Source organism: Secundilactobacillus silagei JCM 19001 (genome assembly GCF_002217945.1).
Taxonomy (GTDB): Bacteria; Bacillota; Bacilli; order Lactobacillales; family Lactobacillaceae; genus Secundilactobacillus; species Secundilactobacillus silagei.
In genome coordinates this window covers 80652-94613 of sequence record NZ_BCMG01000011.1, presented here as the reverse complement: position 1 = coordinate 94613, position 13962 = coordinate 80652, and the positions used below count along the sequence as shown (strand labels likewise).

The 13962-nt window shown below is 46.3% G+C and carries 16 protein-coding genes and 1 other RNA gene; 14 read left to right on the top strand and 3 right to left on the bottom strand.

Annotated elements, in window-relative coordinates; genetic code table 11:
- Positions 1-9: 9 nt before the first annotated feature.
- Complete coding sequence (gene recU, locus CES79_RS10410; RefSeq protein WP_054655129.1) at positions 10-615, bottom strand: Holliday junction resolvase RecU; 606 nt, start codon at positions 613-615, stop codon at positions 10-12.
- Between the two features lie 189 nt (positions 616-804).
- On the opposite strand from recU, the gene CES79_RS10405 reads away from it, so the two are divergent.
- The 6 genes from CES79_RS10405 to CES79_RS10380 all read left to right on the top strand — a co-directional run bounded on the left by CES79_RS10405 (position 805) and on the right by CES79_RS10380 (position 5507).
- Positions 805-1386, top strand: a complete 582-nt coding sequence (locus CES79_RS10405) for an SLOG family protein (protein WP_089137135.1) — start codon at positions 805-807, stop codon at positions 1384-1386.
- Positions 1387-1438: 52 nt separating this feature from the next.
- Positions 1439-1786, top strand: a complete 348-nt coding sequence (gene gpsB / locus CES79_RS10400; RefSeq protein ID WP_054655131.1) for a cell division regulator GpsB — start codon at positions 1439-1441, stop codon at positions 1784-1786.
- Between the two features lie 20 nt (positions 1787-1806).
- Positions 1807-2186: RNase P RNA component class B (gene rnpB, locus CES79_RS10395), an RNA gene on the top strand.
- Between the two features lie 86 nt (positions 2187-2272).
- Positions 2273-3409, top strand: coding sequence for a THUMP domain-containing class I SAM-dependent RNA methyltransferase (locus CES79_RS10390; RefSeq protein WP_089137134.1), 1137 nt, complete (start codon positions 2273-2275; stop codon positions 3407-3409).
- Positions 3410-3662: 253 nt separating this feature from the next.
- Entirely contained in the window at positions 3663-4976 is a 1314-nt protein-coding gene (locus CES79_RS10385; RefSeq protein WP_054655133.1) for an ammonium transporter, read from the top strand.
- Positions 4977-5021: 45 nt separating this feature from the next.
- A complete protein-coding gene (locus tag CES79_RS10380; RefSeq protein ID WP_089137133.1) occupies positions 5022-5507 on the top strand; it encodes an 8-oxo-dGTP diphosphatase in 486 nt (161 codons plus the stop codon).
- Here CES79_RS10380 and CES79_RS10375 read toward each other — a convergent pair.
- A complete protein-coding gene (locus CES79_RS10375; protein WP_089137132.1) occupies positions 5478-6146 on the bottom strand; it encodes a CPBP family intramembrane glutamic endopeptidase in 669 nt (222 codons plus the stop codon). The genes CES79_RS10380 and CES79_RS10375 overlap by 30 nt on opposite strands.
- Positions 6147-6312: 166 nt before the next feature.
- Here CES79_RS10375 and CES79_RS10370 point away from each other — a divergent pair, with 166 nt between their 5' ends.
- Together CES79_RS10370 and CES79_RS10365 are read left to right on the top strand one after the other, a co-directional pair.
- Positions 6313-6915, top strand: coding sequence for a nitroreductase family protein (locus tag CES79_RS10370; protein ID WP_089137131.1), 603 nt, complete (start codon positions 6313-6315; stop codon positions 6913-6915).
- Positions 6916-7091: 176 nt separating this feature from the next.
- Complete coding sequence (locus CES79_RS10365; RefSeq protein ID WP_054655139.1) at positions 7092-8204, top strand: NAD(P)/FAD-dependent oxidoreductase; 1113 nt, start codon at positions 7092-7094, stop codon at positions 8202-8204.
- Here CES79_RS10365 and CES79_RS10360 read toward each other — a convergent pair.
- Positions 8201-8599 (bottom strand): ribonuclease HI family protein, encoded by a 399-nt coding sequence (locus tag CES79_RS10360; RefSeq protein WP_089137130.1) that lies wholly within the window; start codon positions 8597-8599, stop codon positions 8201-8203. The two genes, CES79_RS10365 and CES79_RS10360, sit on opposite strands and share 4 nt — an antisense overlap.
- Before the next feature lie 25 nt (positions 8600-8624).
- On the opposite strand from CES79_RS10360, the gene CES79_RS10355 reads away from it, so the two are divergent.
- The 6 genes from CES79_RS10355 to CES79_RS10330 all read left to right on the top strand — a co-directional run bounded on the left by CES79_RS10355 (position 8625) and on the right by CES79_RS10330 (position 13959).
- Entirely contained in the window at positions 8625-9038 is a 414-nt protein-coding gene (locus CES79_RS10355) for an EbsA family protein (RefSeq protein ID WP_089137129.1), read from the top strand.
- Positions 9039-9054: 16 nt separating this feature from the next.
- Entirely contained in the window at positions 9055-10713 is a 1659-nt protein-coding gene (locus CES79_RS10350; protein WP_089137128.1) for a formate--tetrahydrofolate ligase, read from the top strand.
- Between the two features lie 151 nt (positions 10714-10864).
- Positions 10865-11323 carry a signal peptidase II gene (gene lspA / locus CES79_RS10345; RefSeq protein WP_089137151.1) on the top strand — a complete coding sequence of 153 codons (459 nt, stop codon included), beginning with the start codon at positions 10865-10867 and terminating at the stop codon, positions 11321-11323.
- Positions 11316-12233 carry an RluA family pseudouridine synthase gene (locus tag CES79_RS10340; RefSeq protein WP_054655143.1) on the top strand — a complete coding sequence of 306 codons (918 nt, stop codon included), beginning with the start codon at positions 11316-11318 and terminating at the stop codon, positions 12231-12233. Before lspA ends, CES79_RS10340 begins: the two co-directional genes overlap by 8 nt.
- Positions 12234-12321: 88 nt before the next feature.
- Positions 12322-12858: a bifunctional pyr operon transcriptional regulator/uracil phosphoribosyltransferase PyrR gene (gene pyrR / locus CES79_RS10335; protein ID WP_089137127.1), complete on the top strand. Its 537-nt coding sequence runs from the start codon at positions 12322-12324 to the stop codon at positions 12856-12858.
- A 30-nt stretch (positions 12859-12888) separates the two neighbouring features.
- Positions 12889-13959, top strand: coding sequence for a carbamoyl phosphate synthase small subunit (locus CES79_RS10330; RefSeq protein WP_089137126.1), 1071 nt, complete (start codon positions 12889-12891; stop codon positions 13957-13959).
- Positions 13960-13962: the final 3 nt, after the last annotated feature.

The following is a 13962-nucleotide window of genomic DNA, read 5'->3' as shown; positions in this document are numbered from 1 at the left end:
ATTAAGGCGTTAGATGAGTTGATCAACCGCATCAAGATAAGCGATGGTGGGGTTGAGTGAATATTTAATTGGAATGGCCAGTGTTTGAAACGCGGTGAGTGGAATCGATTTTCGACCCTTCGCACTACCTTGCGCATCCCAATAGTTGATTAAATCAGTTGCCTTCAATAAATATAATTGATCAAGTGTGACAAATTTAATCAAACCAAAACAAATTCCGCCTTGTTTTAAACAACTACGCATATGTTCAACTTGATGCTGATGAAAATTATCCAATGGAAAACGGGTCTTTTCCTTGGTTTCTTTGGCATCAAAATCGATATACCGGCCGCGATAAATTCCGTTATAATCAGTAGTAGAGGGCCGTCGAAAGTAAGCTTCTCGAATCACTGCGGCACTCCGCTTAGGGTAATCAACCTTGACGATTTGAATAGGAGTCGGTTTCTTATGAATAACTGCGATGTCGTGAGCAAGATAATATTGATTACTTTCGTTTATTTCCTGTTCTAACGTCATGCCACGGCCACCATGTTTGACTAAGGCAGATTTGGCATGCTCAGGCTGATTGACCGGTTGCGGTCGGTATTGTGTCCCGTTAGGATAATGAATTGTCACTAGCTGGATCATCTCTTTTCTATCGTAAAATATTGAAAAAAAGTGCATACCCAGTTAGGGTTATTATACCAAGTTGGCTAGTGAATAAAAACTGGAATATGAAACTATTAAATTAAGGATGATGTAAGAAAATCAGTTCTTACATCATACTCATGGTTGAAATGATACCACAAAAGGGGATTTAGAGGTATGCAACGTGTGTGGATAACAGGTTATCGCGCCTATGAATTAGGTGTTTTTTCTGAAAAAGAACCTAAGTTTTTAGTTTTGCAATACGCTTTGAAACGGCTCATGATACAGGCCGTTGAAGACGGCACGAACTGGCTGATCACGGGTGGTCAAATGGGGATCGAACAGTGGGCAGCCCAGGTCGGTATGGCGTTAAAAAAAGATTATCCGGAACTTCAGGTTGCCATGATGACGCCCTTTACCCACTTTGGTAACAATTGGAAACCGGATAATCAAGCCAAATTAGCCACGTTGATCTCACAGGTTGACTTTCATGCCAGTGTCAGCAACCACGATTATTCGTCGCCGCAACAATTAAGAAATTATCAAGAATTCATGTTAACGCACACCGATGGCGCAATATTAGTATACGATGTAGACAACGAAGGCAAATCGAGGTACGATTATAATGCAATTGTGAAATGGCAAGATGAGCATGATTATCCGCTGCAACTCGTTGATTTCGATCAATTACAGGAGTTTTCGTACGAATTTGCAGAAAATTCAAAAGAAAATTCAAAAAAGGGTTTCAATTCAAACTAAAATTTGATAACATCTTAAATGTTGGTGTTGAAAAATGATGAGGTGTATTTAAATGGCAACCATTAATTATAATCCAAAAGACATCCTTCAAAAAGAATTCCGTCAGAAGATGCGGGGCTATGATCCTGCTGACGTTGACAGCTTTTTAGACAATGTGATTAAGGACTATGAAGCATTCACGAAGGAAAATCAGCACCTCCAAGACGAGAACGAGCGTCTGCGTGCAAAGGTTGATGAATTGACGAAACAATTATCTGTCGGTGGCACAACAACGGCTCAACCGAGCCAGCCAGCTACCAATGTGACTAACATGGATATTTTGAAGCGTCTTTCTAACTTGGAACGTCACGTGTTTGGTTCTCAAATAGACAGTGGTGCTAACACATCACACCGTCTTTAACAATTTGATAGTAACTTGTAAATCTCGGGTAATCGCGGCCGGCTTATGTCGGCTGAGGAAAGTCCATGCTCGCACAAGCTGAGATGCTTGTAGTGTTCGTGCTCGGTGAAAAAATAAGCCGGGGGACTTCGCAAGAAGTTACGGCGGGAAAACGCGCTAAGGTTTCGGCTATGCGTTAATATCCCTGAAAAGTGCCACAGCGACGATGACGTATTGGAAAACTGATGCGGTGGAACGTTGGTAAACCCCTCGAGCGGGCAACCCAAACTATGGTAGGGGAGCTTCACATCTGGAAATGAACTAAATGTGGGGGGAGAGTTTTTAACTCTCGAGATAGATGATTACCGCTTTATTAGACTGTCCCTGACATCTAGTAAAGTACGGAACATGGCTTATAGAGATTTACAGTTCAGGATTGGTGAGAGGCGACTCTCACCTTTTTTTTGCACTTAAACGGCCACTCACCATAAAAGAAAGAGGCAAATCATGGCAAAACAACAATTTCAACTGTATGCAGCAACCGCCAGTGGACTTGAAGCGTTAGCGGGTCAAGAATTACGGGATTTAGGATACAAGGTGCGTGTCGATAATGGCCGGATCTATTTTGAAGGTGATATGACCGATATTTTGCGGGCCAATATTTGGCTGCGTTCGGCAGACCGCATCAAAATTATTTTAAAGACGTTTAAGGCAACGACCTTCGATGATATTTTTGACACGGTAACGGCCATGGATTGGGATCAATTACTCCCAATGGATGCTAAATTTCCGGTGAACGGCCGATCAAAAAATTCCAAACTTTTTAGTGTCCCCGATATTCAAGCGGTCACTAAAAAGGCGATCGTTAATCAAATGGCCGGTGCCTATCACCGCAAGAGCCGCTTCCCAGAAACGGGCGCGCTATTCTCACTAGAAATTGCGCTGAATAAGGATGAAGCGACCTTAACCCTTGATACCACTGGTGACAGTTTATTTAAACGGGGCTACCGTCAGGAAAAAGGTGAAGCACCGTTAAAGGAAAACTTTGCGGCTGCCCTGATCATGCTGACGAACTGGCATACCGATATGCCGTTTGTTGACCCGATGTGCGGTTCTGGGACGTTACCTATCGAAGCAGCCCTCATGGCACGTAATATTGCGCCAGGGATCAACCGTCATTTTTCATGTGAGAACTGGCATCCTGATAATCTAAAGGCTTCCAATGAGCTTAAAGAAGAAGCTAAGACGAAGCAAAACGATGACGTAGTTGATATTACTGGCTGTGATATTGATGGTTCAATGATCGATATCGCTAAGCTCAACGCTAATGGCGCTGGCGTACTGCACGATATCACCTTTAAGCAAGTGGCGGTCAAAGATTTCAAGACCGATAAGGAAGACGGCGTGATCATCGTGAACCCACCATATGGGAAACGAATGGGCGATCAAAAGAGTGTCCGGAAGTTATACGAACAAATGGGACACGTCTTCAAACCGCTGACAACTTGGTCAAAATATATTTTGACAGCTGACCTCGAATTTGAAACCTTCTACGGCCAAAAAGCCACTAAGCGCCGGAAGCTCTATAACGGGGCGCTAAGAACGGACTACTTCCAATTCTGGGCTAGTCACCGTAAAAACTAACTGTATCTAATACTAAAGCAGTAGCCGAATCATGTCGGCTGCTGCTTTTTTGCTACTTATGATCTTTCAACGTATTAAAAGCTCACATCACTATGAAAAATATTAAAAAAATTTAATGCTATCCTCATGTATAGTCGACGCTGTTTACTGGTAAACTATTAATTTTTTTGAGCTGACATCAGCAAAATACTGCTGGAATAGCGTTTAAAAGCATGTTAGTATTCATAACATAATAAAAGAGAGAAGTGATTCTATGAGTCTCGTTAACGTCTCGTTCATGGTTCTAGCTAGTATCCTAGTCTTGTTCATGACACCTGGGTTAGCCTTTTTCTATGGTGGTCTGGTGTCAAAGCGAAACGTTGTCAATACGATGCTGTCAGTCTTTGTTATGACCGGTGTTGCCATTATGTTATGGATCTTAATTGGATATTCTTTGTCATTTGTGGGTGATCATGGCGGTGTTTTTGGCAGCTTTGCGCATCCGTTCATGAGTCACTTAAATTTAAATACGTTAACTAGCACTCATATTCCAACTAGTCTTTACTCATTATTTCAAATGATGTTCGCCATTATTACCCCCGCTTTGTTCGTAGGCGCCGTGGTCGGGCGGATCCGGTTTAAATTTCTGCTAACCTTTTTAGTCGTTTGGTCCATCTTCATTTACTACCCGATGGTGCACATGGTTTGGAGCCCCTCTGGACTTCTAGCTAAATTAGGAACCGTTGATTTTGCTGGTGGGACCGTGGTCCATATTAATGCTGGTGTCACGGCGTTCGTGTTATCAGCCTTTCTTGGTAAACGCATCAAGTTCGGCGATATTCCGCACACCCACTATAATTTACCGTGGGTCTTACTGGGGACCACGATTCTGTGGATCGGCTGGTACGGCTTTAACGCGGGGTCAGCACTGGGCGTTAACAACGTGGCGATTCAAGCAACCTTAACCACAACGGTAGCCACCGCTACGGCCATGGTCGTCTGGATGTTTCTGGACATCTTCACTAAAGGCAAGCCAACCTTGGTCGGTGTCTGTACCGGGACGTTGTGTGGGTTAGTTGGGATTACACCGGGAGCCGGTTATGTGACCATCGCCGGTGCCTTCTGGATTGCGCTGATTGCCACTTGCAGCAGTTATTTCTTTGTGAACGTTTTAAAGGACCGTATCGGCGTAGATGACGCGCTAGATGCCTTTGGCTGTCACGGGGTCAGCGGCATTATCGGCAGTATTGCCACCGGCTTATTTGCCACCAAATCAGTGAACAGCAGTTTAACCGGAAACGGTTTGTTCTATGGCGGCGGGGCACACCTGTTTTTAGTTCAGCTGGCCGCCACGGCGTTGACCATTCTCTTTGTGGCAATCATGTGTATTGTTCTCATTAAAGCGCTCCAGCTCGTCATGCCAATGCGGGTCGACCGCAACGAAGAAGCTCTGGGCCTAGACATTGGTGAACATGGTGAAGAAGCTGACTACACCATTGGGCTCAGCGCAGACATGGCTAAAGCTCAAAGTGATATGAAACTCTACGCCACTGAATTTAAGGGCCAAACAGCTCATTTACGTAAATAAGCAACTACCTTATAATGAAACTATTAAATTAAATGAGGTGGTTACATGGGACTGGATCGCACGCAGCGCGTTGAATTAGTGAATATGTGCATGATCTACGATACGGCAACTAAGCAGGTCTTAGTTGAAGATAAAACGGATATCAAATGGAAGTTTGGTCACACGTTTCCTGGTGGCCACGTTGAACCTGGTGAACCCGTGGCTGATGCCGTTATTCGTGAAGTTTTTGAAGAAACTGGGCTGCGAATCAGCCAGCTTGAAGCCTGTGGCTGCGTCGAATGGTTCGACCAGCAAGCCGATTACCGAAAAATTGGGTTCTTGTACCGTACCAGTCACTTTTCGGGTACCATTAAACAGGGCGATGAAGGCCGCATCTTCTGGTTACCGCTAACGGCATTGAACGCCACAAATACGGCTGAAAGCTTTATGGAAATGCTTGCCATTTTTACAAAAAAAGACACCGTTTCAGCGGTGTCTTCAGTGATGAATGGTCAATTACACTTAACTGCCGATCAAAAGGACGATCAATAGGTCCCAGACGGAGTGCACGATGATTCCCGGCCACAGTGAGCGGCTCTTGAGAAACAGCCAGCCGAATAGGTAGCCAAGCAGCGCAACGGTGACTAACTGGCTGATGATCGTGAGCGGTGAAAGTGCCGGATACGTGGTCAGATAGCGCGGTAAATGAATCAGAGCAAATAAAATGGCCTGGATGATCAATGCCGTTTGTTCTGAGGGGACTAACTTGCGCAAGCGATTCAGCAGATAGCCCCGAAAAACCGTTTCTTCACAGATGCCGACAACCAAAAAATCCTGCAGCAGCATCGTGGGTTTAAACGTGGCCACGATGCCGACACTATGACGTTGAATAAACGCTGTTACTAGCATATAAACCACGATTACTAAAAGCGTGATATAAAGTGGTTTAAACTTTAAATTCACCTGAAAGGGCCGTTCGATAGCGAACTGGTCCTTTTTTGTATGGTGAATCATAAATAACCCCACACCGAGCCAAATCAGCGTTTTAACCGCATCCGTTAGTAATTCCTGAGTCCAGCCACGGGTTAAATTAAGAATTGGTACATTCACAAAGACCTGGATCACAAACCATAAAACCCAAAAGTAGCCGTACTGGCCGAGCAGTTGACGGCCAGCTCGTTGATGCAACATGTTGTCACGCCCTTCATATTAGTCAATGCTCTCAGTTTAGCATGCTGCCTGTAAGAGAACAAACCGGTTTTTAATCAACATTGTGCTTTACTTACAAAAAGTAAGCTGTTATACTAATTCTTGTAAACAAAAACAACTAGCTTACATAACTGGAGGAGTTAATCAAATGAAAGAACAACTATTAAATTTAGCCAAGAACCGCCGCTCAATCTACGCATTAGGCCGCAACGTGACCGCTAGCCAAGATGAATTAGCAGCGTTGATCAAAGACACCATTAAATGGGCACCGACCTCATTTAACAACCAAACCACCCGTGCCGTGATCCTGTTTGGTGACAGCCACGAAAAGTTATGGGACATCGTTGCTAAACGCTTAAAGTCCGAAGTACCGACCGAAGAAGCTTACCAAAAAACGTTGCAGAAGATCAACGGCTTCAAGGCTGCTTATGGTACCGTGATGTACTTTACTGACATGAACATCGTGCACCAATTTGAAAATGATTTTGCGCTTTACGCTGATAACTTCTATGACTGGTCAGAACAGGGCCAAGGCAACGCCCAGTTTGCAGTTTGGACCGCGTTAGCCGAAAACGGTCTGGGCGCTAACCTGCAACATTACAACCCGCTGATCGACGATGAAGTCAGAGCGGCCTTCAACATTCCGGATAGCTGGAAGTTACGGGCCGAAATGGACTTCGGCTCCATTGAAGCCCCAGCCGGTGATAAAGAATTTATGGCTGATGACGATCGGTTTAAGGTTCTGAAGTAAGCCAAACATTAATAACTAACACCAAAGGGCCCGCCATGATGACGAGCCCTTTTTAGCTACCAGTTTTCACAAGATTTACATAAATTTACAGAATTTCCTAGTTTAATCTTGAAAGCGATAGTATGCTAGAATTACGCTATGAGAATAAAATTGATATCAGGAGTGTGGTCAATATCATGAACGAAAAAGTAGCAATTATTGGTGGCGGTATCGTTGGGGCAAGTGCTGCTTATTATCTCAGTAGTTTACCTGGGGGCAGCCAAATCAGTGTGACGTTATACGATGATGGTGCGGGTCAGGCAACCAAAGCCGCGGCCGGCATCATTTCACCGTGGTTATCCAAGCGCCGCAATCAACGCTGGTATCAGCTGGCCAAGGATGGGGCAACGACTTTAATGACATTAGCTCGGCGGGCCAACCTGGCCACCGATATCTACCATCAAACGGGGACTATTATTACCAGAACCAATGAAAAAGATCTGCATGACCTGTATGTATTGGCGCAGGAACGGCAAATTGACGCACCCGATATGGGTGACGTTGAATTACTGACTGCTAAAGAGGTTCAACAACGGATTCCGTTACTGACTAACCCGCAACCGGGAATTTTTGTCAGCGGCGGTGCCAGAATTGACGGTGAAGCCTTAGTTAACGAACTGTTAGCACAGGCCCAGCAGGTGAATTTAACGGTCAAACATGAACGGGTGATTCTTGATAGCGACGGCAATCTGCAAGCTTCAACGGGTAAGCAGCACTTTGATAACGTGATCATTGCTGCTGGTCCACGGCTCAATGACCTGCTGCAGCCACTGGGTATCAAGACGGCGGTTCGGCCGCAAAAGGGACAATTGATCGAACTGTCGGTCCCTGATTATAATACGCAGGAAAACATGCCAGCACTCATGCCAGAAGGTGAGCGGGACTTTATTCCGTTTGGCTACGGCAAGCTGATCGTGGGCGCTACTCATGATGACGAAGCCGGCTTTAACCTAACACCCACTCCTGAAGCGACTCAGGATCTACTGGATAGTGCCAAGCAGTTCGCGGATTACTTAACGGCAGACAACATTACCAAGGTAAAAGTGGGTACCCGTGCTTATTCCACTGATTTTGCACCGTTCTTCGGTCGCTTAAAGGCACATCCGCAGCTATTAGTGGCCAGTGGATTAGGCGCTTCTGGGTTAACCACCGGACCGCTCATCGGCCGGTTATTAGCCGGTACCTTGATCTACGGTGGGATCCCCGACTGGTCTAACTACGAAAAACCACTGGCGGATTACCTGAGTTAATTCGTTTCATGCAAGGCCTGCTGAGCTAAATTATGAGCCCCTTGATTCTGCTTTTCCGGCAGCCATTGGGTAATCACTAGACCAAATTGGGCCTGTTTCGCTAATAATTGGTCCACTAGGTCCTGATAATGCTTAGCATAGCGTTTTTCAACGCTCTCTGCCACGATTTTAGAGTCGGTAAAATATTGCACGGTAACGTTTTTTGCCGCGTCATTTACAGTCTCTAATAGGGCGTTAAAACCTGCCAGTGCCGCGTAGAATTCCGCATGATGATTATCACCATCGGGTAACTGGGCATGCAGCTGCTGCTGCTTACCCGCGTGAATAATCAAGATTCCGGCGGCACTGTGCTGGGTGTCAATATTGGTTGCTGCATCTGTGTATAACGTATACATGTGATCAAACCTTTCGAAATGAGGTATTTCTATCATAAATCAAAAACGTAAATTTTTATATCAGCCAGCGCCGTTAAGTAGCATCATCCTCTGGTCCTGGACGTTTTGCGTTCTCTTTTTAGCCCTGATCTGGGGGTTAGAGTTTTCCATTAAATTACAGTGGGTGGCTTACGTATTAGGCGCTACCTTTCTCATACTGACCTGGGCGCAGATTCATTTTCGTCACATTTACCTCGATAATGGCAGCATTCGGGTCAGTCGCGTTATTAATCATAACTGGGTCAACATAAAATTAAAAGACGTTCAAGAAGTGACCGTTTCCAAGTATCGCCTAGGCTTTATTTACGGTGGCAAAATTTATCAATTTTTAATGCCATTGAATTCTACCATCGAACTGAGTAATATCATTAGTGAGACCCAAAAGGGAATTGTTAAATAAATTGGAGGTTGTTAACTTGAACGATATTGAAATTTCACAAGCTGCAAAAGAAGACCCAATTACCGATGTTGCTGCTGGTCTTGGCCTGTCTGCCGACCAGATTGAACCCTATGGTGCGGTCAAAGCCAAAATTAAGTTGCCCGTTAAAGGAGACATTAAGCATTCTAAATTAATTTTAGTGACTTCGATCAACCCCACACCGGCTGGCGAAGGTAAGTCAACGGTGACCGTTGGTTTAGGCGATGCGCTTAAACGCCAGGGTAAGAAAGTCGCTATCGCACTGCGGGAACCTTCTTTAGGCCCAGTGATGGGCATGAAGGGCGGTGCCACGGGTGGTGGTTACGCCCAAGTTGTGCCAATGGAAGACATCAACCTTCACTTTACTGGTGATATGCATGCGCTGACTGAAGCCCATGATACGCTGGCAGCCCTGATCGATAACCATATTCAGCAGGGCAATGAACTTAACATTGATCCGCGCCAGGTCATCTGGAAGCGGGTCTTAGACATTAACGACCGGGAACTGCGGCAAACGGTAATTGGCCTGGGTGGCCGGACATCCGGTGTACCGCGTCAAGACGGTTTTGATATCACGGTTGCCAGTGAACTAATGGCGATCCTTTGCCTCAGCAAAAACCTCGCTGACTTAAAGACCCGTATCAATCGCATTGTGATCGGCTATACGTATGATAAAAAGCCCGTGACCGTGGCTGATCTAAAGGTCGGCGGTGCCATTACTTTGCTGTTAAAGGACGCGATCAAGCCTAACCTGGTCCAAACTTTGGAACACACCCCAGCCATCATTCACGGCGGACCATTTGCTAACATTGCCCACGGCTGCAACTCCGTTTTGGCAACCCAAACCGCTTTGAAATTAGCTGACTACGTGGTCACTGAAGCGGGCTTCGGTGCCGATCTGGGTGGCGAAAAGTTCATGGATATTAAGACACCGGTTTTAGGCAAGACGCCAGATGCCGTGGTGATCGTCGCAACTGTCCGTGCCTTGAAGTACAACGGCGGCGTTAACAAAAAGGACCTGGAAACTGAGAACCTAGACGCCTTAGCAACTGGTTCTGCTAACTTGAAGCGCCACGTGGAGAGCATGCAGCGTTACGGCGTACCGGTCGTCGTTGCTGTGAACCGCTTTAACTCAGATACTGATGCTGAAATCAAGCAATTATTAGCTTACATTAAAAACGACCTGCAAGTGCCAGCCTTTGACACGACCGTTTGGGCCAATGGCGGTGGCGGTGCGCTGGACTTAGCCGATGCCGTGGTTAATGCAACTAACCAGTCCAGTACTTTCAAGCCGCTTTACCAGCCAGACGATGACCTCGTCACCAAGATGACGACCATCGTCCAAAAAATTTATGGCGGCAAGGACGTGGTTTTGGAATCCAAGGCTAAGCGGCAGTTACGGCGCTTTGCTAAATACGGTTGGGATAAATTACCAGTCTGCATGGCCAAAACGCAGTACTCGCTATCGGATAACGCGAAGTCCCTTGGGGCACCAACTGACTTTACTATCCACGTCCGCGAATTTGTGCCAAAGCTAGGTGCTGGCTTTATCGTTGCCATGACCGGTAACGTACTCACCATGCCAGGGCTGCCAAAACATCCGGCAGCCTTAGATATGGACATTGATGCTGACGGCAAGATTACCGGCCTATTTTAAATTAAAGTTTAAATCAAACAAAGCGGATTGATGACAATTAAGTTTATCAGCCGCTTTTTTGATATAATAATACTATCCGAACCCTACCTGTCGTTTAAATTGAGCAGGTGGTTCACACACTACAAGAATAAAGGGAGTTGCCAACTTGTTAATTGGGCTAAGTACCGTATTTATTATTTTATTATTTTTCATCGATCAATGGATCAAACACCTGGTTGTGGCCAGTATTGCCTTAGGCGGTACCCATACCGTGCTCCCCGGCGTCTTGTCGCTGACGTACCTGCGCAATAACGGGGCGGCCTGGAGCATGCTGGCGGGTCAGCAATGGCTATTTCTAGTGATCTCGGTGGCAGCTTTAGCCGTAATGATCTGGTTTTTTGTCCGTTACCGTTACAACTGGCAGTATGAGATCGGACTTTCATTCATGATTGCCGGCACCCTCGGTAATTTTTACGACCGGCTGGTGAACGGGTTTGTCGTGGATATGTTTCAGTTAGACTTCATCAACTTCCCAATCTTTAACTTTGCCGATACGTGTCTTACCGTTGGCGTTATTTGGATCATGATCGTGTTATTTTTGGAAGATAAAGCGGAGGCTAATCATGCCTAGAAAAGAACAGTTGACGATTACAGATCAGACGGGTCGTTTAGATAAGGTCCTGAGCAGTATGATGCCCGATGAAAGCCGCTCGCAGCTTAAACTGGCCATTGATGAACAGCGGGTACTGGTCAACGGTCACGTTGAGAAGCCTAAATATCCAGTTCAGGCTGGTGATCAGATCGAAGTGACGATTCCAGATCCCGTACCGCTGGACTTGGAACCGGAAAATATTCCCCTAGATATCGTTTACGAAGATGATGACGTCATTGTCGTCAACAAACCGTCAGGCATGGTGGTGCATCCGTCACCCGGCCATCCTGATCACACGCTGGTTAATGCACTGCTATATCATTCACCGCTGTCCACCATTAACGGGACGTACCGCCCCGGCATCGTGCACCGCATCGATAAGGATACCTCGGGGCTCTTGATGGTCGCTAAAAACGATAACGCGCACCGGTCACTAGCCCAACAGCTCAAAAATAAGACTAATCTCCGGGAATATATCGCGCTGGTTCATGGCGTGATCAAACAAGATAGCGGAACGGTTGATGCGCCGCTTGGCCGTTCACCGAAAGATCGCAAAAAGCAGGCGATCGTAGCCGATGGCCGCCACGCCGTTACCCACTACCGGGTCTTAGAGCGCTATTTGAACTATACGCTGATCTCATGCTGGCTGGAAACCGGCCGAACCCATCAAATTCGGGTGCATATGAAATCCATCGGCCATCCGCTAGCCGGCGATCCGCTCTACGGACCGCGTAAAACCATTGCCGGTTCCGGTCAGTTCTTACACGCAAAGAAGTTGGGCTTTAAACACCCCGTGACGGGTAAGCAATTAGTTTTTGAAGCACCGCTGCCTGATGACTTTCAACGGGTAGTCAATCGCCTCAGAGAACAGACACCGGGCTTAAAGTAATCGAACTTGCAAGTCCAGCCATTCCAGCATATTGTAAAGTTATAACAGATTTTGAGCATTTATAGGATTAGAAAATAGGAGGCCACTCATGGCAAAAGTAGTTGTAGACGCAATGGCAATGCAACGGGCACTGACACGCATTACTTACGAAATTATTGAACACAATAAGGGTATCGACGGGCTGGTGATTCTCGGTATTAAGACCCGTGGTGTCTATTTGGCACAGCGCATCGCCAGCCGGTTAAAACAATTAGAAAACGCCAGCGTACCAGTGGGCGAATTAGACGTGACCCAATACCGCGATGATATTGAACACGACGCGCAAGATGTTGATCCCACGGTCACTGTGTCCAAAATTGATTTTCCGGTTACCGATAAGAAAGTGATCTTAGTAGATGACGTTTTGTACACTGGCCGCACCATTCGGGCTGCGATGAGTGCCATCATGGATCTTGGCCGGCCAAAGCAGATCAACTTAGCAGTACTAGTTGATCGTGGCCATCGAGAACTGCCGATTCGCGCCGATTTTGTGGGCAAGAACATTCCCAGTTCTCAGCAGGAACGGATTAAAGTTTCCGTTAGTGAGATCGACGGTCAAGACAGCGTTGAGATCATCGAAAGATAGTCCAGTAATCAGGATTGGAATGAGATATAAATGGCACAACGTTTTTTAATATTGGAAGACGGTTCAATCTACCCAGGTCACAGTTTTGGTGCTGGCGCAACGACCACTGGCGAGATCGTTTTTAACACCAGTATGTTGGGCTATCAAGAAATCGTGACAAATCAGATCTACCACAACCAGATCATTGTTTTTTCACAGCCGATCATTGGCAGTATCGGTATTGCGCATGACAACTATGAATCCATTCTGCCAACTGCTAAGGGTATGGTAGTCCGTGACATCACTGATATTTCGAAGAATCGGCAACGGTCACTGTCACTGGACCAATTTTTAAAGCAGCATAATATTCCGGGAATTAGCGGAATCGACACCCGCCATCTCATCCGCCAGATCAATCAGACCGGAACGATTAAGGGCAGTATCGTGGACGTTGCCGACGACCACGCCTTCGATCAGTTGCACGCCACGGTGTTAACGAACCAGCAAGTGGCGCAAGTTGCTACGCCGCGGCCATACCCAAACCCGAATCAGGGCTACAACGTGGTCGTGATCGATTTTGGCCTTAAACACGGGATCTTACGGCAGTTATCTAAACGGGATTGCAACGTGACCGTTTTACCGTGGAATGCCAGTGCACAAGACATTATTAATTTGGATCCGGATGGCGTTCTGTTATCCACTGGTCCGGGCTCACCGCTTGACCTGCCGGAAAGTGTCTTAGACATGATTCGGACGATTCAAGAGCGCATCCCGTTATTTGCGATCGGTTTAGGCCACGAGTTATTCGCGTTAGCCAATGGGTCTGAGATCACTAAATTAAAGCTGTCTCACCATGGCGCTAATCACCCGATTCGAAAAATCATCACCAATGAAATTATTTATGCAATGGAAAGTGAAGAATACGTTGTGGATCCAGATTCGGTGGACCGTGACCGGTTAATTACGACTTACTTAGATTTGATCGACGGGTCGATTCAAGGGTTACGGCACCGAGATTATCCAGCGTTTTCGGTCCAATTTTTCCCCGATGGTGCACCCGGTCCTGACGACTCGGTGGACCTATTTGATGAATTTGTTGAAATCATGGGGACACGGGAGTGATCA

Excerpts from the sequence above, each read along its gene's own strand:
- CES79_RS10405 (WP_089137135.1), top strand. The coding sequence starts at position 805 with ATGCAACGTGTGTGGATAACAGGTTATCGCGCCTATGAATTAGGTGTT.
- gpsB (WP_054655131.1), top strand. The coding sequence starts at position 1,439 with ATGGCAACCATTAATTATAATCCAAAAGACATCCTTCAAAAAGAATTC.
- CES79_RS10390 (WP_089137134.1), top strand. The coding sequence starts at position 2,273 with ATGGCAAAACAACAATTTCAACTGTATGCAGCAACCGCCAGTGGACTT.
- CES79_RS10385 (WP_054655133.1), top strand. The coding sequence starts at position 3,663 with ATGAGTCTCGTTAACGTCTCGTTCATGGTTCTAGCTAGTATCCTAGTC.
- CES79_RS10380 (WP_089137133.1), top strand. The coding sequence starts at position 5,022 with ATGGGACTGGATCGCACGCAGCGCGTTGAATTAGTGAATATGTGCATG.
- CES79_RS10375 (WP_089137132.1), bottom strand. The coding sequence starts at position 6,146 with ATGTTGCATCAACGAGCTGGCCGTCAACTGCTCGGCCAGTACGGCTAC.
- CES79_RS10370 (WP_089137131.1), top strand. The coding sequence starts at position 6,313 with ATGAAAGAACAACTATTAAATTTAGCCAAGAACCGCCGCTCAATCTAC.
- CES79_RS10365 (WP_054655139.1), top strand. The coding sequence starts at position 7,092 with ATGAACGAAAAAGTAGCAATTATTGGTGGCGGTATCGTTGGGGCAAGT.
- CES79_RS10360 (WP_089137130.1), bottom strand. The coding sequence starts at position 8,599 with ATGTATACGTTATACACAGATGCAGCAACCAATATTGACACCCAGCAC.
- CES79_RS10340 (WP_054655143.1), top strand. The coding sequence starts at position 11,316 with ATGCCTAGAAAAGAACAGTTGACGATTACAGATCAGACGGGTCGTTTA.
- pyrR (WP_089137127.1), top strand. The coding sequence starts at position 12,322 with ATGGCAAAAGTAGTTGTAGACGCAATGGCAATGCAACGGGCACTGACA.
- CES79_RS10330 (WP_089137126.1), top strand. The coding sequence starts at position 12,889 with ATGGCACAACGTTTTTTAATATTGGAAGACGGTTCAATCTACCCAGGT.